17 protein-coding genes are annotated in these 15,920 nt (G+C 65.9%); 6 read left to right on the top strand and 11 right to left on the bottom strand.

Features of this window, described 5'->3' with window-relative positions:
- Positions 1–63 precede the first annotated feature (63 nt).
- A complete protein-coding gene (locus tag BKM74_RS04770) occupies positions 64–561 on the top strand; it encodes an Hsp20/alpha crystallin family protein (protein WP_086464537.1) in 498 nt (165 codons plus the stop codon).
- A 103-nt stretch (positions 562–664) separates the two neighbouring features.
- Positions 665–1,783 (top strand): META domain-containing protein, encoded by a 1,119-nt coding sequence (locus BKM74_RS04765; protein WP_176342393.1) that lies wholly within the window; start codon positions 665–667, stop codon positions 1,781–1,783.
- Here the strand turns inward: BKM74_RS04765 and BKM74_RS04760 are convergent.
- Genes BKM74_RS04760 through BKM74_RS04750 form a run of 3 tightly spaced genes read right to left on the bottom strand, consistent with a single transcriptional unit; the run spans position 1,780 to position 4,096 of the window.
- Positions 1,780–2,625, bottom strand: a complete 846-nt coding sequence (locus BKM74_RS04760) for a substrate-binding domain-containing protein (RefSeq protein ID WP_086464535.1) — start codon at positions 2,623–2,625, stop codon at positions 1,780–1,782. The two genes, BKM74_RS04765 and BKM74_RS04760, sit on opposite strands and share 4 nt — an antisense overlap.
- 32 nt (positions 2,626–2,657) lie before the next feature.
- Positions 2,658–3,383, bottom strand: a complete 726-nt coding sequence (locus tag BKM74_RS04755) for an ATP-binding cassette domain-containing protein (RefSeq protein ID WP_086464534.1) — start codon at positions 3,381–3,383, stop codon at positions 2,658–2,660.
- Positions 3,384–3,391: 8 nt separating this feature from the next.
- On the bottom strand, positions 3,392–4,096 hold the full coding sequence (locus BKM74_RS04750) for an ABC transporter permease (RefSeq protein WP_086464533.1): 705 nt from the start codon (positions 4,094–4,096) through the stop codon (positions 3,392–3,394).
- A gap of 188 nt (positions 4,097–4,284) precedes the next feature.
- On the opposite strand from BKM74_RS04750, the gene BKM74_RS04745 reads away from it, so the two are divergent.
- A complete protein-coding gene (locus tag BKM74_RS04745) occupies positions 4,285–5,547 on the top strand; it encodes an MgtC/SapB family protein (RefSeq protein WP_086464532.1) in 1,263 nt (420 codons plus the stop codon).
- On the opposite strand, the gene BKM74_RS04740 is transcribed toward BKM74_RS04745, so the two are convergent.
- Positions 5,544–6,245: an ArsR/SmtB family transcription factor gene (locus tag BKM74_RS04740; protein ID WP_086464531.1), complete on the bottom strand. Its 702-nt coding sequence runs from the start codon at positions 6,243–6,245 to the stop codon at positions 5,544–5,546. The genes BKM74_RS04745 and BKM74_RS04740 overlap by 4 nt on opposite strands.
- A gap of 94 nt (positions 6,246–6,339) precedes the next feature.
- A complete protein-coding gene (locus BKM74_RS04735; protein WP_086464530.1) occupies positions 6,340–6,552 on the bottom strand; it encodes a hypothetical protein in 213 nt (70 codons plus the stop codon).
- Between the two features lie 191 nt (positions 6,553–6,743).
- On the opposite strand from BKM74_RS04735, the gene BKM74_RS04730 reads away from it, so the two are divergent.
- A complete protein-coding gene (locus tag BKM74_RS04730; protein ID WP_086464529.1) occupies positions 6,744–7,595 on the top strand; it encodes a metallophosphoesterase family protein in 852 nt (283 codons plus the stop codon).
- 3 nt (positions 7,596–7,598) lie between these two features.
- Here BKM74_RS04730 and BKM74_RS04725 read toward each other — a convergent pair whose 3' ends face one another.
- The 3 genes from BKM74_RS04725 to BKM74_RS04715 are packed head-to-tail and all read right to left on the bottom strand — an operon-like array spanning position 7,599 to position 10,364.
- Positions 7,599–8,342 (bottom strand): 4'-phosphopantetheinyl transferase family protein, encoded by a 744-nt coding sequence (locus tag BKM74_RS04725; RefSeq protein ID WP_086464528.1) that lies wholly within the window; start codon positions 8,340–8,342, stop codon positions 7,599–7,601.
- A gap of 2 nt (positions 8,343–8,344) precedes the next feature.
- Positions 8,345–9,745 carry an amidase gene (locus BKM74_RS04720; protein WP_086464527.1) on the bottom strand — a complete coding sequence of 467 codons (1,401 nt, stop codon included), beginning with the start codon at positions 9,743–9,745 and terminating at the stop codon, positions 8,345–8,347.
- Between the two features lie 31 nt (positions 9,746–9,776).
- Positions 9,777–10,364 (bottom strand): PAS domain-containing protein, encoded by a 588-nt coding sequence (locus BKM74_RS04715; protein WP_176342392.1) that lies wholly within the window; start codon positions 10,362–10,364, stop codon positions 9,777–9,779.
- 208 nt (positions 10,365–10,572) lie between these two features.
- On the opposite strand from BKM74_RS04715, the gene BKM74_RS04710 reads away from it, so the two are divergent.
- Positions 10,573–11,091: a PAS domain-containing protein gene (locus BKM74_RS04710; protein WP_086464525.1), complete on the top strand. Its 519-nt coding sequence runs from the start codon at positions 10,573–10,575 to the stop codon at positions 11,089–11,091.
- 31 nt (positions 11,092–11,122) lie between these two features.
- On the opposite strand, the gene clpA is transcribed toward BKM74_RS04710, so the two are convergent.
- From clpA to BKM74_RS04695, 3 genes are all read right to left on the bottom strand, one after another.
- Positions 11,123–13,459, bottom strand: coding sequence for an ATP-dependent Clp protease ATP-binding subunit ClpA (gene clpA, locus BKM74_RS04705; protein ID WP_086464524.1), 2,337 nt, complete (start codon positions 13,457–13,459; stop codon positions 11,123–11,125).
- A 6-nt stretch (positions 13,460–13,465) separates the two neighbouring features.
- Positions 13,466–13,792 (bottom strand): ATP-dependent Clp protease adapter ClpS, encoded by a 327-nt coding sequence (gene clpS / locus BKM74_RS04700; protein WP_086464523.1) that lies wholly within the window; start codon positions 13,790–13,792, stop codon positions 13,466–13,468.
- A 354-nt stretch (positions 13,793–14,146) separates the two neighbouring features.
- On the bottom strand, positions 14,147–14,683 hold the full coding sequence (locus tag BKM74_RS04695) for a phasin family protein (RefSeq protein ID WP_086464522.1): 537 nt from the start codon (positions 14,681–14,683) through the stop codon (positions 14,147–14,149).
- Positions 14,684–14,961: 278 nt separating this feature from the next.
- On the opposite strand from BKM74_RS04695, the gene BKM74_RS04690 reads away from it, so the two are divergent.
- A complete protein-coding gene (locus BKM74_RS04690) occupies positions 14,962–15,723 on the top strand; it encodes a peptidase (RefSeq protein ID WP_086464521.1) in 762 nt (253 codons plus the stop codon).
- Positions 15,724–15,920: the final 197 nt, after the last annotated feature.

Below are 15,920 nucleotides of genomic sequence, written 5' to 3'. Positions count from 1 at the left end.
TGGCCATCCTGCCGGATGGGCCGGCAGGTATTCCACACGCATCCCGTTATGCGAGGTAATGCCATGAGCATCAAATCACTGCTTCCCTTTGGCCGCACCACTGACGTGACGCAGGGCGCCGCCAGCGATCCCTTCACCGCCATGCGCCGCGATATGGACCGCCTGTTCGAGGATTTCTCGCGCGGCATAAGCCTGCCCGCCGGCTTCAGCGGCACCGGCATGCTATCGCCCAAGGTGAATGTCTCCGAAACCAAGAAGGGCCTCGAAATCACGGCCGAGTTGCCGGGCATCGACGAGAAGGACATTGATGTCGATCTCGATGACGGCATCCTGACCTTGAAGGCGGAGCACAAGGCGGAAAAGGAAGAGAAGGACGAGAAGAAGCACTACCATCTGGTCGAGCGCTCCTACGGCACCTACATGCGCCGCTTCGCCCTGCCCTTCGAGCCCGACGAAGACAAGATCGAGGCGAAGTTCGAGAATGGCGTGCTGAAGATCGCCATTCCGCGTTCAGCCGAGGCCGCGAAGCAGGCGAAGAAGATTGCCGTCAAGCCGGCCTGATCAAATGCGCATCGCCCTGACGGCCCGCCGGAACCACCGGCGGGCCGTCGCCGTTTCTGGCAGGCGTTCCCTGCCATTGCCGTCACCGTCCCGGGAGGTTCCGATGCGTCCTGTCCTCAGCCTGTCCATCCCCTCCCTTGGTCTGGCCCTTGGCCTGACGCTCGCCGCCTGCGCGACGGACCCGCGACCCGCCGATGGCCCGATGACCCCGCCCGCCATGCCGGCCAGTTATGTCGCGGCGAACGGCCTCAGCCTGCCGGGCAGCTATGCCGGCGTGCTGCCCTGCGCCGACTGTCCCGGCATCCGGCACGAGCTCACCCTGCGTTCGGACCAGAGCTATGCGCTGCGCCGGACCTATCTGGAGCGCAATCTGAGCGAAGAGAGCATCGGCCGCTGGCATGCCGATCCGGCGCGCCACACGCTGGTGCTAGGCAGCGGCGAGGCTGGAACGCCGGAAGTGCTGCGCCTGGAAATCCGCGGCAGCGGCACGCTGCGCCTGCTCGACCGCAGCGGCCAGCCCATTGCCTCCACCCTGCCCTATGAGCTGACCCGACAGCTCGACGCGCCACCGCCGGAGCCGGTGCTGCCGCTGCGCGGCGCCTTCACCTACATGGCCGATGCGCCGCGCCTGACCGAATGCCGCACCGGCAATTCCTATCCGGTGGCGATGGAGGGCGAGTATCTGGCGCTGGAACGCGCCTACCTCGCCGCCCGGCCGAAAGGGGCCGCGCCGCTGACGGTGGAATTCAAGGGCGCCATTGTCCAGCGCTCTCGTATGGACGGCCCCGGCAGCCAGCCGACCATCCTGGTGCAGCGCTTCGACCGGCTTTCGACCGAGCGCGCCTGCGACCCGGGCGTACCCGCCTCCAACACGCTGACCAATGGATACTGGCGGCTGATCGCGCTGGAGGGCGCGCCGGTGGCCCCGGCGGAAGGCGGGCGCGAGCCGCATCTGCTGCTGCTGCCGGAGCCGGCGCGCTATGCCGCCAATGCCGGCTGCAACCAGATCGCCGGCGGCTACCGGCTGGAAGGCGACAAGCTGCGCTTCGGCGAAGGGATCGCTACCCGCATGGCCTGCCCGGAACCGGCGATGAGCCATGAAGCGGCACTGATGAAAGCGCTGAAGGATACGGCGCGCTGGCAGATCGATGGCGACCGACTGTCCCTGCTGGACGAGGCCGGCCGGCAGCGCGCGCAGTTCCTGGCGGTCTATCGGTCCTAACCGCTGGCCTTCTTCGCGTTCGGGAAGAACAGAGGCTGGCCGTTCAGCTTGTAGTCGGCAATCGCCTTCTGGCCTTCCCCGGACACCAGCCAGTCGATGAAGGCCTGGCCTTCCGCCTTCTTCACATGCTTGTGCTTTTCCGGGCTGACCAGGATGACGCCATACTGGTTGAACAGCTTGGCATCGCCCTCGACGCTGATTTCCAGATCCCCGCGATTCTGGAAGCTGATCCAGGTGGCGCGGTCGGTCAGCGCATAGGCCGGCATCTGCGCCGCGGTGTTCAGCGTGGCGCCCATGCCGGAGCCCAGCTCGCGGTACCAGCTGCCGCCAGCGGCCTTCACATCCACGCCGGCTTCCTTCCACAGCCGCAGCTCCGCCTTGTGGGTGCCGGAATCGTCACCGCGCGAGGCGAAGGTGGCCTTGGCGGCGGCGATCTTCGCCAGCGAGGCCGGGGCGTCCTTCATGCCCTTAACGCCAGCCGGATCGCTGTTCGGCCCGACGATGACGAAGTCGTTATACATGACCTCGAACCGCTCGACGCCATGGCCCTCGGCCACGAATTTCTTCTCCGCCGCCGGGGCGTGCACGAACACCACGTCGGCATCGCCGCGCCGCCCGGTATCCAGCGCCTGGCCGGTGCCCTGGGCAATCACCCGGACATCGATGCCGGTCTTCGCCTTGAACAGCGGCAGGATGTGCTTGAACAGCCCCGAATTCTCGGTCGAGGTGGTCGAGGCCACGGTGATGAACCTGTCCTGGGCCTGTGCCGAACCGACCGCTGCCCCCAGGGCCACCGGCACGGCCAGCGCCGCGACGGCGAGGAACCTGCTAAACCTGTTCATTGCTTATCCTCCTGTTTATGGATTTCGAATTCTCACCAGAGAAGCTCGCCCCTGATGAAGGCGCGGGCCTCCGCGCTCTGCGGTTCCCGGAAGAACCGCTCGGCGGGCGTTATCTCGACCAGCCTGCCGTGATGCAGGAACACGATCTCGTCGGCCTGCCGCCGCGCCTGCCCCAGATCGTGGCTGGTCATGACGATCTTGGTGCCGGTTTCGTGGAAATGAGTCAGCGCCTCCTCAACCTCGCGGATGCCCCGCACATCCAGCGCCGAGGTCGGCTCGTCGAGGAACAGCACCTCCGGCTGCAATATCCAGGCGCGGGCCAGCGCCAGGCGCTGCTGCTCGCCGCCCGACAGCACGCGGGCCGGGCTGTCCGCCAGCGACTCCAGGCCGAACCGTTCCAGCGCCGCCATGGCCGATTCCTTGCGCCCCGCCCGCGCCATGCCCGCGACCGACAAGGCATAGACCATGTTGGCCAGCACCGAGCGGCGCAGCAGCACCGGGCGCTGGAACACCATCGCCTGCCGCCGACGAACATTGCTCTCGCCGGACCAGTGCACGCGACCCGCCGTCGGCTGAATCAGCCCGTGGCAGAGCCGGAGCAGCAGGCTCTTGCCGGCCCCGTTCGGCCCGATGACGAAGCTGCGGATACCGGCTTCCAGCGTCAGGTCGATGCTGTCGATCAGCCGCTTGCCGCCGACGTCGAAGCAGACGCCGTCGAGCCGCAGCGGCAGGATCGTGGGTTTCACCGTGCCATGCATGACCGCCCTCACCCGGTCCGCCGGCGGGCCGCTTCGCCGATCCCGAAGGCGGCCCCGTTGATCGCCGCGATGATCAGGATCAGCACAATGCCGAGGCCCAGCGCCAGCGCGAGATCGCCCTTGGCGGTCTCCAGCGCGATGGCGGTGGTCATGGTGCGGGTGACTCCGTCGATATTGCCGCCGACGATCAGGATGGCGCCGACCTCCGCCGCCGCCCGGCCCAGGCCGGCCAGCACCGCGGTCAGCAGGCTAAAGCGGCCGTCCCACAGCAGGGTCGGGATGGCGCGCAGCGGCGTGACGCCCAGCGAGGTCAGCTGCTCGCGATATTCCGCCCACAGATCCTCGATGGTCTGGCGGGTCAGCGCGGCGATGATCGGCAGCACCAGGATGGTCTGCGCCACCACCATCGCCTGCGGCGTAAACAGCAGCCCCAGCTCGCCCAGCGGCCCGGCGCGCGACAGCATGAGATAGACCACCAGGCCAACCACCACCGGCGGCAGGCCCATGCAGGCGTTCAGCACGACGATGACCGCGCCGCGCCCGGGAAAGCGCCACAGCGCGACCGCCGCCCCCAGCGGCAGGCCGATCAGCGCGGCGATAGCGACCGCCGACAGGCTGACCGACAGCGACAGCGCCACGATGTGCAGCAGCTCGCTGTCGAAGCCGGCGATCAGCGCGAAGGCCGTCTTGAAGGCGCTGAAAAACTCGAACATCGCTCCCCTGAATATCGCTTTCCGATTCTCCGCCAGATTATGCAGGAAGAACGAAAATTCCACACATATGAAATTAACACATAAAATTACACTATTTAGCACATTCCAGTGACGGCCGGAAAGCGCTGGCTACCCGGGCCTGCGCATTCCAGACTGGCGCGGAAGATGGAGAGGAAACGGAACCGGCCATGGACGACACGATCCTTGATCTCGCCGTGGCGCTCGGCATCGGTCTGCTGATCGGCGCTGAACGCGAACGCCGCAAGGGCACCGGCCCCGGGCGTGCGCCGGCCGGCATCCGCACCTTTTCCATCGCCGCGCTTGCCGGCGCCACGGCGATGCTGGTCGGTGGCGGCCCGTTGCTTGCGGCGGCGGCACTGGGCATCGCGGTGCTTGCGGCGGCGGCCTATTGGCGCGGGCGGGAGGAGGATCCCGGCCTCACCACCGAGGTTGCGCTGGTGCTGACCGTGCTGCTGGGCGGCCTCGCAGCGGAGCGGCCGGCGCTGGCGGCAGGGCTGGGCGTGGCCGTCGCCATCCTGCTGGCCGCGCGCGGGCAGTTGCACCGCTTCGTCGGCACCGTGCTGACGGCACAGGAAATCCGCGACGCGCTGCTGTTCGCGGCGGTGACGCTGATCGTGCTGCCGGTCCTGCCAGACCGCCCGGTCGGCCCCTATGGCGCCCTGAACCCGCACAAGCTCTGGCTGCTGGTCGTGCTGCTGATGGCGGTCAGCGGCCTGGGCTATATCGCCATCCGCCTGTTAGGGCCGCGCGCCGGCCTGCCGCTGGCCGGGCTGGTAGGCGGCTTCGCCTCCAGCACCGCGACCATCGGCGCAATGGGCAACCGGGCCCGCCGCGACCCCACCCTGCTGCGCCCGGCCATCGCCGGCGCCGTGCTGTCCAGTGTCGCCACCATCGCCCTGCTGGCGACCGTGCTGGCGGCGACAAGCCTGCAGGCGCTGCGCCCCTTGCTGCCGGCCATTCTTGCCGGTGGAGCCGTAGCGCTGGTCTATGGGGTGGTCTTCATTCGCCGCGCCCTTGCCGATACCGCCCCCGCCGACACCCAGCCGGGCCGGGCCTTCGACCCGAAGGCGATCCTGGGATTCGCGGCAGGGCTGGCGGCGATCATCCTGGCCGCCGCCGTGCTGCGCGACATGTTCGGCCATACCGGTATTCTGGTGGCGGCGACGCTGGCCGGCTTCGCCGATGCCCATTCCGCCGCCATCATGGTCGCCACGCAGGTGGCCGCCGGACATCTGCCCGCCGAGGATGCGGCGCTGCCGATCCTGCTGGGCTTCACGACCAACACCGTCAGCAAGGCGGCGCTGGCCTGGCTCGCCGGCAACCGCCGCTTCGCCGCCGGCGTGCTGCCGGGCCTGATGCTGATCGCGCTCGCCGCCTGGGGCGCGACATTTTGGTGGGCTGGCTGGTGGGCCGGATTCGCTGCCGGTTAAAGCGTACGGATATCGAAGCGGTCGCGCAGAAAGGCCTGCCCCGCCGGCGTGATCTCCAGCGCCCGGCTGCCGCCGACACGGCGGACCAGATGGGTGTCCAGGAAATGGCTGCACAGCGCCGCACCCAGTCTCCCTGCCAGATGCGGGCGGCGTTCGCTCCAGTCGAGGCAGGGCTTGCAGAACGGACGGGCACTTCCCCGGCCAGCGGAGAGGCTGTCCGCCGGCAGCCCCAGCCCGTGCAGGAAATCCAGGCCGGCGGGCGTCACCAGACCGACGCCGTCATCCAGCTCGACATGGCCATTTGCCTGCAGCGCATCGGCCAGCGCCACACCCAGCGCGCCAGCCATATGATCGTAGCAGGTGCGTGCCCGGCGCATCGCAGCATCGCGCGGGCCGGTTACCGGGCGGCGCGCAGGGGCGGGGGCAAGGGTCGCCACCTGCATGACGGTTTCCAGCAGCCGCGCCACCTCCGGCGAAGCCAGCCGGTGATAGCGATGCCGGCCCTGGCGTTCCATCGCCAGCATCCCGGCCTCGACCAGCCGGGCGAGATGCGCGCTGGCACTCTGCGGCGTCACCCCGGCGGCACCGGCCAGCTCGCCCGCGGTCAGCGCGCGCCCATCCATCAGCGCCATCAGCATGGCGGCGCGGGCGGGCTCTCCCACCAACAGGCCAATTTCGGCGATACGGTTCGTGTACATGACACCCTCCCTGCTGCCTTTCAGACTAGCATGGAGGAGAGGCCGACAGTTCGGCCTGGGATGAACTATCTTCTGGAGGGCCGTTCCCGGAAAGTCAGTGCAGGGCTTCCTGACGCATATAGCTGCCATCGCGCAGCAGCACGGACAAGGCGACGGTCTTGCGCCGGCTGGGATCGTTAACCGAGGCGATGCAGGCATGCAGGATGCCGTGATGGTCGATCACCTGCTCGACCGACCAGGAAACCAGGCGGCCATAGCCATCGACCTGACCGAAACAGTCACCAACGCCGATAGTGGGTTTCTTCATATTCTGTCAGCTGCCGTCCTGATGAGAATCCGTAGCGGATCCAAGGGTTTTCCTATATCAGGCCATTCTTATGACCTTTAGGATAAAATTTATATATCTCCTGCGCCGGACTTCAAGAGAAGTTGTCATGCCCTCATGCAGGGGAAGCCATGTCTTTGGCATAAGCGCCGGCTTGCTGTAAAGCTTGGCCTATGAAACTGCTGGCAATCAGCGACCTGCATCTGGCCAATCCGGTGAACCGCGAGGCGATGGCCAACCTGCCATACGCGCCGGAGGACTGGCTAATTCTGGCCGGCGACATTGCCGAGCGGCTGGACCATCTGCGCGAGATTTTCGCGCTGACGGCCGAGCGCTTCGCCAGGGTGATCTGGGTGCCGGGCAATCACGAACTCTGGACCGTGCCGGAGAACGGCCCCAATGGCGACAGCCAGAGCAACGCCCCGCTGGCCGGCGAAGCGAAATACAATGCGATTGTCGATCTCGCCAGGGAGCATGGCATTGTCACGCCGGAGGACGCTTATCCGCTCTGGACCGGGCCGGGCGGCCCCTGCGTCATAGCCCCTCTCTTCCTGCTCTACGATTACAGCTTCCGGCCGGACGATCTGCCGCGCGATCAGGTGATCGCCTGGGCGCGCGAAGGCGGGGCCGTCTGCGCCGACGAAATGCTGCTGAACCCAGCCCCCTACCCCTCGCGGGAGGCCTGGTGCCAGGCGCGCTGCGACGATGCCGAAGCCCGGCTGATGGCGCTGGACGGCGCGCCCACGGTGCTGGTGAACCATTACCCGCTGCGCCGCGATCTGGTGCATATCCCGCGCATCCCGCGCTTCATCCCCTGGTGCGGCACGCGCCGGACCGAGGACTGGCATACCCGCTTCAATGCGAAGGTTGCGGTGTCGGGCCATCTGCATGTCCGCCGCACCGACTGGATCGACGGCACCCGCTTCGAGGAAGTGTCGCTGGGCTATCCGAAGCAATGGGACCGGCAGCGCGGCATCCTGCCCTATATAAGGGAAATCCTGCCCGGCCCGCCGGTCATGGCCTGACGTCTACCCCGCCAGCCGCAAAAGTGCGGCAAGCCCGGCGGGAGCAGCGTCGAGCATGGCGCGCTCTGGCGCCTCATGCCGCAGCGCCAGCCCCAGCACATGCCCTTGCGTAGGGCGCAGGCGCTGGAAATACCAGCTATCAGGATCGTCCTGGATGCGGTCATCGAAGGCGATGGACAGCGGATCGAGCGTATAGGCGAAGGCGCCCAGCGGCAGCGCGAGGCCCATGCCGACCGCCTTGATATAGGCCTCCTTCAGCGTCCAGAAGGCGAACAGCGCCTCCTTCTCCGCTTCCGCCTCCAGCCCGACGAGCTGCGCGCATTCCGCCGGGGCGAAGAAGCGGTCAGCCAGATCGATGGTCAGGTTGGTGCGGTCCAGCCATTCCACATCCACGCCGATCTCACGGTCCAGCGCCACCGCCACGGCGGCCAGCCCGCGGGTATGGGACAGATTTACCCGGAAGGGCGGCACGCCCGCAGGCAGCACAGGTTCCGGCTTGCCGTGATCGCCGATGGAAAAGCGCCAGTCCGCTGGTGCCACGCGCAGCCCGGCCTCCGCCGCCAGCAAGGTGAGCGCGCCGCGCAGCAGCGCATGGGCGGCGGTGTAGCTTTCCCAGTCGCGCCGGAAATGGAAGCGCTCCGCACGGGCCTGCTCCTCGGCCGGCAGCAACGCCGACAGGTGCGGCCAATCGGCCTCGGCGATGCTGGCGACCGGCAGCCAGCGCACCAGCGCGGTGTCCGGCGTCATGCTCAGCCCCGTGGATCGACCGGCGTGACGATGCCCTCGGCGGCCTCGATCACCTCACCGGCATCGAGGCAGATATCCTCGCGGTTGCGCATCGCCATGATCTGCACGCCGGTACGCAAACCGCCATGCTTCCCGACCGGGACGGCAAGACCCGGAATGCCCAGCAGCGGCGCGATCAGCGCGGCGCGCATATTGTCCAGCACCTCCGCCTGGCCATCCTTCGTGACATCGGCACCCTGCTTCGGCGGCAGGCCGCACAGCACCGGCATGATGACCAGCGGGTAGGCCTCGAAGAACTGCATCCAGCGCAGCGCCAGCGCCTCGCGCTCGGTCATCGCCGCGATATAGGTTTCGAGGTCGGCCGGCTTGTGCAGCGACAGCCAGGCTTCCATGGCGGCGATGCCGTCGGGATCGCCCATCTTCTGCATCGCCGGCCACAGGCTACCAAACACATCGGTCACGCAGATGATGTGCCACAGCTCAATGGCGCGCGCGATGTCCGGCGGCAGCACCTCCTCCACCGCATAGCCGGCGGCGGCCAGATGCCGGCCGGCCTGGCGCACCGCCTCGACCTGGGCGGGATGGCTGGTGCCGCCCGGCACCTCCGGCACGATGGCGACCCGGATCGGCCGCGCCGGGTCCGGCCCGCGCATCGGCACATCGTTCCAGCGCCAGTCGCGGCGGTCGCCCTCGGCCATCACCGCCAGCGCCAGCCTGGCATCGCGCACGGTGCGGGTGTGCGGCCCCTGCACCGCCATGATGACGGCACCGGGCGGACGGCCACCGGGTGCGCTGAGGTTGAAGGCGGGAATCCTGCCATAGCCGACGCGCAATCCCACCACGCCGTTGCAGGTGGCGGGAATCCGCACCGACCCGCCGATATCATTGCCATGCGCGATGGCGCCAATGCCGGTCGCCGTCGCCGCCCCCGCACCGCCGCTGGAGCCGCCCGGCGTCACCGCGGGGTCGAGCGGGTTCAGCGTGCGCCCATGCAGCGCGTTGTCGGTGAAGATCCGCATGGAGAAGGCCGGTGCGTTGGTGCGCCCGACGATGATGGCGCCGGCACGCTTCAGATTGGCGACCACCGGGCTGTCATGCTCGGCGATGAAATCCTTCAAGGGCACCACGCCATTGTCGGTCGGCAGTCCGGCCTGATCGACATTCACCTTGGTGGTGACCGGCACGCCGTGCAGCGGGCCCAGCGCCTCGCCGCGCGCCTGTTTCGCATCGGCGGCATCGGCGGCGGCCAGGGCCTCTTCCTCCAGCACCCGGACCACCGCATTGATCGCCGGATTGACCGCGTGCAGCCGTTTCAGAACCGATTGCGTGGCCTCGCGGGCGGAAGCGCGGCCGGTGCGGATGAGACGCGCGAGATCGGTCGCGTCAAGCTGCCAGAGTTCCATGATCGGGGTCCGTTCGGTTGGCGAAAGAAGATCAGGGAATCATGCTAACAGAGAGAGTCTTCACGCGGGATAGCTTAAGCTCCTCCGCCACCTCTCCCTTGTGCCATTCGCAGATTGTCATGCCCAGCAGCCCGGTCACCGGCCCATCGGCCACATCCGCCAGCGGCAGCATCAGCCGTTCGCCAATGGCGGTGCGGTCGGTCGGCAGATAGACCACGCCCTTCATGCACAGCACCTGCTTCTGCTCCACCAGCGGCAGCCAGCGGCCGGTGACGACTGCCGCTCCCTCCGGCCCGAGGATATCTTCCAGGGTCATGCCCTTCAGGTTGCTGTGCCCGTAGATCGAGGACAGTTCGGTGCCAGAGAGCCGGTAGCGAAACCCACTCTCGGGTGTGTAATCGACCAGGAATATCTGTGGCAGCGCCCAGGGAATCTCCGTCGGGTCGATGTCGGATCGCGCCGGCATCGGACGCCCGTTGCGCTTGCCCTGCCAGTAGGCGAACAGCCGTTGCAGCCGGTCATCCGCGATGAAGGCGGCGAACTGCTCCGCTGTCGCGATGTCTTCGGTTTCCGGGCGCTCCCAGTGCCGCTTTGGATTGTCTGACGAACGGTCACTCATCTGGTGAAATCGCCTGTAAAAGAAACGGCACATCATTGTATGTGCGCGCAGTCTGCGGCAGCAATGAATTTCAACCATAGAGGGCATAAATAGAAAACAGGACTCCCCATATCTGTTAGCAGCAATCCTTACTTTTGGTTAATCTGATTTTAACGTTTGGCTGATATTCAAAAGCCCCAAACACGATGCCCAGCGCAAAGGAAGACGGATGACGGGGCTACCCACGGATGGTCAGATCGTCGATCCGGAACCTTCGATTCTGGCCCCCGTCCTGCAACCCTTGCTTGCTTACTGGAAAAGCCGCGCCCGGGATCGCCCGCTCCCCGCACGCGCCGATATCGATCCGCTGGATATTCCCCGGCTGCTGCCTTTCCTCTATCTGGTCGATGTCGAGCCGCTGACCGGCGGCACGATGCCGCACCGCTTCCGCTACCGGCTGGTCGGCACCGGCATCGTGGAGCGCAACGGCAGCGACCCCACTGGCCATTATCTCGACGATTTCGAGAACCGGCCGTTTCATGAGACGATTGTGGCCGATTATGCGCGCTGCGCCACCGAGAAGCGCCCCGTCGCGGCAGAACGGCGCTTCCTCGATGCGACAGGCCGCCGCTGGCCATATCAGCGCCTTGTGCTGCCGCTGTCGGAAAACGGCCAGGACGTGAACATGCTGCTGGGCGGCAACGCTTTCGCCGATCAGCCGGAAAACGGCGGGCGGCGCGGCCGCTAACGGCCGCCGCCCCACCCTTATCCGTCAGCCGTCAGTCTGCCAGGGCCGGCTCGCGCTTGCGGCGGCCGGGCGTACCGCCCGGCGCATCGGGATATGTCAGCACCAGCTTGCCGTCCTTCACCGTCACCAGCACCGTGCCGCCCTTGGCCAGCTTGCCGAACAGCAATTCCTCGGCCAGCGGCTGCTTGATGTTGGTCTGGATGACGCGCGACAGTGGCCGGGCACCATAGGCCTGGTCATAGCCCTTCTGGGCCAGCCATTTGCGCGCCGGGTCGGTCAGCTCGATGGTCACACCGCGGTCGGCCAGCTGCACTTCCATCTGGATGACGAACTTGTCCACCACCCGGTCGATGATCTCCGGCGTCAGATGGGCGAACGGTACAATGGCGTCCAGCCGGTTGCGGAATTCCGGCGTGAACATGCGGTTGATCGCCTCCTCATCCTCGCCGACCCGTGTCGCACTGCCGAAGCCGATGGCCGGCTTCGCCATGTCGGCAGCGCCGGCATTGGTGGTCATGATGAGGATGACATTGCGGAAATCGACCGTCTTGCCGTTATGGTCGGTCAGCTTCCCGTAATCCATGATCTGCAGCAGGATGTTGTAGAGGTCGGGATGCGCCTTCTCGATCTCGTCGAGCAGCAGCACCTGATGCGGATGCTGGTCGATGGCATCGGTCAGCAGCCCGCCCTGGTCGAAGCCGACATAGCCCGGCGGCGCGCCGATCAGCCGGCTGACCGTATGGCGCTCCATATATTCCGACATGTCGAAGCGGGTGATCTCGACACCGAGAATCGCCGCCAGCTGGCGTGCCACCTCGGTCTTGCCGACGCCGGTCGGGCCACTGAACAGGTAGGAGCCGATCGGCTTTTCCGGCTCGCGCAGCCCGGCGCGCGACAGCTTGATCGCACTCGCCAGCGCCTCGATGGCCTTGTCCTGGCCGAACACGACATTCTTCAGGTCGCGCTCCAGATTCTTCAGCACCGTGCGGTCGTCGGTCGAGACGCTCTTCGGCGGGATGCGGGCGATCTTGGCCACAACGGCCTCGACCTCCTTCACGCCGATGGTCTTACGCCGCTTCGAGGCCGGCACCAGCATCTGCGCCGCGCCCACCTCGTCGATCACGTCGATGGCCTTGTCCGGCAGCTTGCGGTCGGAAATATACTTGGCCGACAGATCGACCGCCGCCTTGATCGCCTCGGCGGTGTAGCGGACATGGTGATGCTCCTCGTAATAGGGCTTCAGCCCCGTCAGGATCTTCACCGCATCCTCGATCGACGGTTCGTTCACATCGATCTTCTGGAAGCGCCGGACCAGCGCCCGGTCCTTCTCGAAATAGCTGCGATATTCCTTGTAGGTGGTCGATCCGATGCAGCGCAGCGCGCCCGAAGCCAGCGCCGGCTTCAACAGGTTGGACGCGTCCATCGCCCCGCCCGAGGTGGCGCCGGCGCCGATCACCGTGTGGATCTCGTCGATGAACAGGATGGCGTTGGGATGCGCCTCGATCTCGTTCATCACCGCCTTCAGCCGCTCCTCGAAATCGCCGCGATAGCGCGTACCGGCCAGCAGCGCGCCCATGTCGAGCTGGAAGATGACCGCCGGCTTCAGCACGTCGGGCACCTCCTCCTGCACGATACGGCGCGCCAGCCCCTCGGCGATGGCGGTCTTGCCGACGCCGGGATCGCCGACATAGAGCGGGTTGTTCTTGGTGCGCCGGCACAGGATCTGGATGGTGCGCTCAACCTCGGCGGCACGGCCGATCAGCGGATCGATCTTGCCGGCCTGCGCCTTCTTGTTCAGGTTAATGCAGTAATTATCCAGCGCCTCGTTGCCCTTCTGCCGGGCGCCGCCCATGCTGGCGGTGCCAGCCGGCTTCTCAGCCTGGGGCTCCTTCTCCTCATCGGCGCCCTGCACCGGGCGCGGCTCGCCGCGCTTCGGCACCTTGGCGATGCCGTGGGAGATGTAGTTCACCGCGTCGAAGCGGCTCATCTCCTGCTCCTGCAGGAAATAGACGGCGTGGCTCTCACGCTCGGAGAACAGCGCCACCAGCACGTTGGCGCCGGTCACCTCGGCGCGGCCGGAGGACTGCACATGGATGACGGCGCGCTGGACGACGCGCTGGAAACCGGCGGTCGGCTTCGCATCCTCCTCGCGCGGGGTGGCAAGATTGGCGAGGTCGGTATCGATGTAGCCGACCAGGTCGGCGCGCAGCTTGTCGAGATCGACGCCGCAGGCCTTCAGCACGGCCAGCGAGTCCTGATCCTCCGTCAGCGCCAGCAGGAGATGTTCCAGCGTGGCATATTCGTGCCGCCGTTCGTTGGCGAAATCGAGCGCACGATGCAAGGTCTTTTCCAGATTGCGGGACAGCATGTGGAGCTATTCCTTTTCCAACGTGCATTGCAGAGGATGCTGGTTCTGGCGCGCGAAATCCATCACCTGGGTGACCTTGGTTTCGGCCACCTCATAGGTGAACACGCCACAGATGCCGACACCGCGATGATGAACATGCAACATGATACGCGTCGCCTCTTCCCGCGACTTCTGGAAGAAACGCTCCAGCACATGCACGACGAACTCCATCGGCGTGTAGTCGTCATTCAGCATCAGGACCTTGTAGAGCGACGGCTTCTTGGTTTTTGGCTTCGTCTTCAGGACGACGCCCGTGCCCGTTCCCGTGCCGCCGATGGGCTGCTGACCGCTCATGCGTGATCGTCTCGACCTAACGTTCGTCGCGCCGGCGGATACCGGCGCATCCACTGTTTGTAATGATAGGCATTGGGTGGCCCTTCGCAAAGGGGCTTTGCCCGGATTTCTCTCGGCACCCCCCTCTTGAAATTCGATTCCGTCCGCCCCCGGCATGCATTTGTCCCTGTGTGCGACCTTGTGTCCCCCCTGCATCCCCCTTGTATCCCCCTTGTATCCGTAACGGCTGCCGCCGTCCGGCAGGCATCCGGGGCCCTCTTTGGTGCGGCACAAAAAAAGCCCGGCAAGGGGCCGGGCTTCTTAGGGGCGGGCGGGCCGGGGGGTGCCCGCCGCGCCGGATATGGCTGATCGCGGTTAGGCGGCGACCGGCTTCAGGAAGAATTCGACGCTGCTGTTCACGCGGGCCTTGATCGGCTCGACGGCGTCATTGGCGACCTTTACCGACATTTCCGACAGCTTGGCGGTCTCGGCGATGGTCTGGTCGAAGCTGGTCTTGGCGAAGCCGTTCTGCAGCTCCATCACGTCGCGCAGCGTCTTGCAGCCCATCAGCGCCTGCATCGTGCCGGCGGCCTGCTCCAGGCTCGACTGGGTGAAGCCGAACCAGGCCTTGCCGATTTCCTCGACGCCCTTGGTCATGATGGTGCCGCTGGCGTTCACCGCGTCCAGATTGGCGCGGTTCAGCTCGGACAGCCCGTCATAGGATTTGAAGAACGCCTCGCTCTGCTTGGCGATCTGCTCCTTGGTCATGGTGACAGCCTGCTCATAGCCCTTGTTGGCGGCGTCGCCACTGGTCTTCACCATGGTTTCCATCGCCTCCTTGCTGGCGGCGACCATGGTCTCGACCTGCTTCAGGGTTTCCTGGGGAGCGGCAGTTTTCTTGGCGGTGGTCATGGTGTGCTTCTCCAAAATCTTTTATGGTTGCTCTCTCCCCGAGCATTGGCCCGGGCGCCAGCGCTGTGCGCCGGACTAAGCGAATTGCTGCAATGCAGCATGCCTGTTAATTTAGGAAACGCTGGTTTTTTGTCAATGATTTTTTGTGCAGTGCAACATAAAATTCGTACGAGAGACACACGGCACTGTGTTTCCGGGCTTCCTGCAGCGGGTCGGGACGGCTTATGCTGCCCCGGACGGCAGCGCAGGCCGTCCACGGATGAAGAGAGAAATCATAAGTGACCTATTGCCTTGGCATCGCCATCGAGGACGGGCTGATCGCCCTGTCGGACGGCCGCATCACCAGCGGCACGGAGGTCTCCCAGGCAAAGAAGCAGGTGCTGCTCGGCCCGCCCGGCGCGCAGTTCGTGATCATGACCTCGGGCCTGCGCTCCCTGCGCGACAAGACGCTGGCCTATCTGAAGCGCGACATGGTCGAGACGCGGCCGGAGGGCTTCCGCGGCATGCTGGAGGCGGTGATGGCCTACGCCAAGGCATTGCGCCGCGTCGCCGAGGAGGACCGCGAGGCGCTGCAGATATCCGACCTGTCCTTCAACCTGCACGCCATTATCGGCGGCCAGCTGGGCCCCGATACCGAACCCTCGATGTTCCTAGTCTATCCCGAAGGCAACTGGATCGAGATTGAGACGCGCACACCCTATCTCTCCATCGGGGCGACTGGCTATGGCAAGCCGATCCTCGATCGCGCACTCAGCTTCGACAAACCGATGCGCACGGCGCTCAACATCGCCTACCTCTCCTTCGATTCCACGCGGGTCAGCGCCTCCAATGTCGGCTTCCCGGTCGATATCTCGATTTATCTACGGCGCGAGAAGGTCTGGCACACCGCGCGCTACGATTATGACGAGGTGCGCGAACAGCGCGAATGGTGGAACACCAACCTGACCGAGCTGGCCTCACGGCTGCCGGACGGTCCGTGGCTCGACGGGTTGTTGCCGGATATCGCCCAGAAGCGCTTCAGCGTGGTCCGCGAAGAGTAGGGGCCGTGGGGAGTAGGATATTACCGCGCCCCGCATACCGGAACACCGGGAAACAAAACTTACATTTGATTCAATGGATTATGGACAAATCCTAAAATCAACATTAACGTAAGGCTGGATTGGGGCATATTCAGGCTAGAATTCGACATCGAGGGGGCAGGCAATGAGGGGGCTTTTTCCGCAGGGCCGGAACGGTA

The sequence above is a fragment of the Oceanibaculum nanhaiense genome (genome assembly GCF_002148795.1).
Lineage (GTDB): Bacteria > Pseudomonadota > Alphaproteobacteria > Oceanibaculales > Oceanibaculaceae > Oceanibaculum > Oceanibaculum nanhaiense.
Note: the sequence above shows the minus strand (reverse complement) of the source record. Positions and strands in the feature narration are given on the sequence as shown.

Coding starts and splice junctions, on each gene's coding strand:
- BKM74_RS04770 (WP_086464537.1), top strand. CDS start 64: ATGAGCATCAAATCACTGCTTCCCTTTGGCCGCACCACTGACGTGACG.
- BKM74_RS04765 (WP_176342393.1), top strand. CDS start 665: ATGCGTCCTGTCCTCAGCCTGTCCATCCCCTCCCTTGGTCTGGCCCTT.
- BKM74_RS04760 (WP_086464535.1), bottom strand. CDS start 2,625: ATGAACAGGTTTAGCAGGTTCCTCGCCGTCGCGGCGCTGGCCGTGCCG.
- BKM74_RS04755 (WP_086464534.1), bottom strand. CDS start 3,383: ATGCATGGCACGGTGAAACCCACGATCCTGCCGCTGCGGCTCGACGGC.
- BKM74_RS04750 (WP_086464533.1), bottom strand. CDS start 4,096: ATGTTCGAGTTTTTCAGCGCCTTCAAGACGGCCTTCGCGCTGATCGCC.
- BKM74_RS04745 (WP_086464532.1), top strand. CDS start 4,285: ATGGACGACACGATCCTTGATCTCGCCGTGGCGCTCGGCATCGGTCTG.
- BKM74_RS04740 (WP_086464531.1), bottom strand. CDS start 6,245: ATGTACACGAACCGTATCGCCGAAATTGGCCTGTTGGTGGGAGAGCCC.
- BKM74_RS04735 (WP_086464530.1), bottom strand. CDS start 6,552: ATGAAGAAACCCACTATCGGCGTTGGTGACTGTTTCGGTCAGGTCGAT.
- BKM74_RS04730 (WP_086464529.1), top strand. CDS start 6,744: ATGAAACTGCTGGCAATCAGCGACCTGCATCTGGCCAATCCGGTGAAC.
- BKM74_RS04725 (WP_086464528.1), bottom strand. CDS start 8,342: ATGACGCCGGACACCGCGCTGGTGCGCTGGCTGCCGGTCGCCAGCATC.
- BKM74_RS04720 (WP_086464527.1), bottom strand. CDS start 9,745: ATGGAACTCTGGCAGCTTGACGCGACCGATCTCGCGCGTCTCATCCGC.
- BKM74_RS04715 (WP_176342392.1), bottom strand. CDS start 10,364: ATGAGTGACCGTTCGTCAGACAATCCAAAGCGGCACTGGGAGCGCCCG.
- BKM74_RS04710 (WP_086464525.1), top strand. CDS start 10,573: ATGACGGGGCTACCCACGGATGGTCAGATCGTCGATCCGGAACCTTCG.
- clpA (WP_086464524.1), bottom strand. CDS start 13,459: ATGCTGTCCCGCAATCTGGAAAAGACCTTGCATCGTGCGCTCGATTTC.
- clpS (WP_086464523.1), bottom strand. CDS start 13,792: ATGAGCGGTCAGCAGCCCATCGGCGGCACGGGAACGGGCACGGGCGTC.
- BKM74_RS04695 (WP_086464522.1), bottom strand. CDS start 14,683: ATGACCACCGCCAAGAAAACTGCCGCTCCCCAGGAAACCCTGAAGCAG.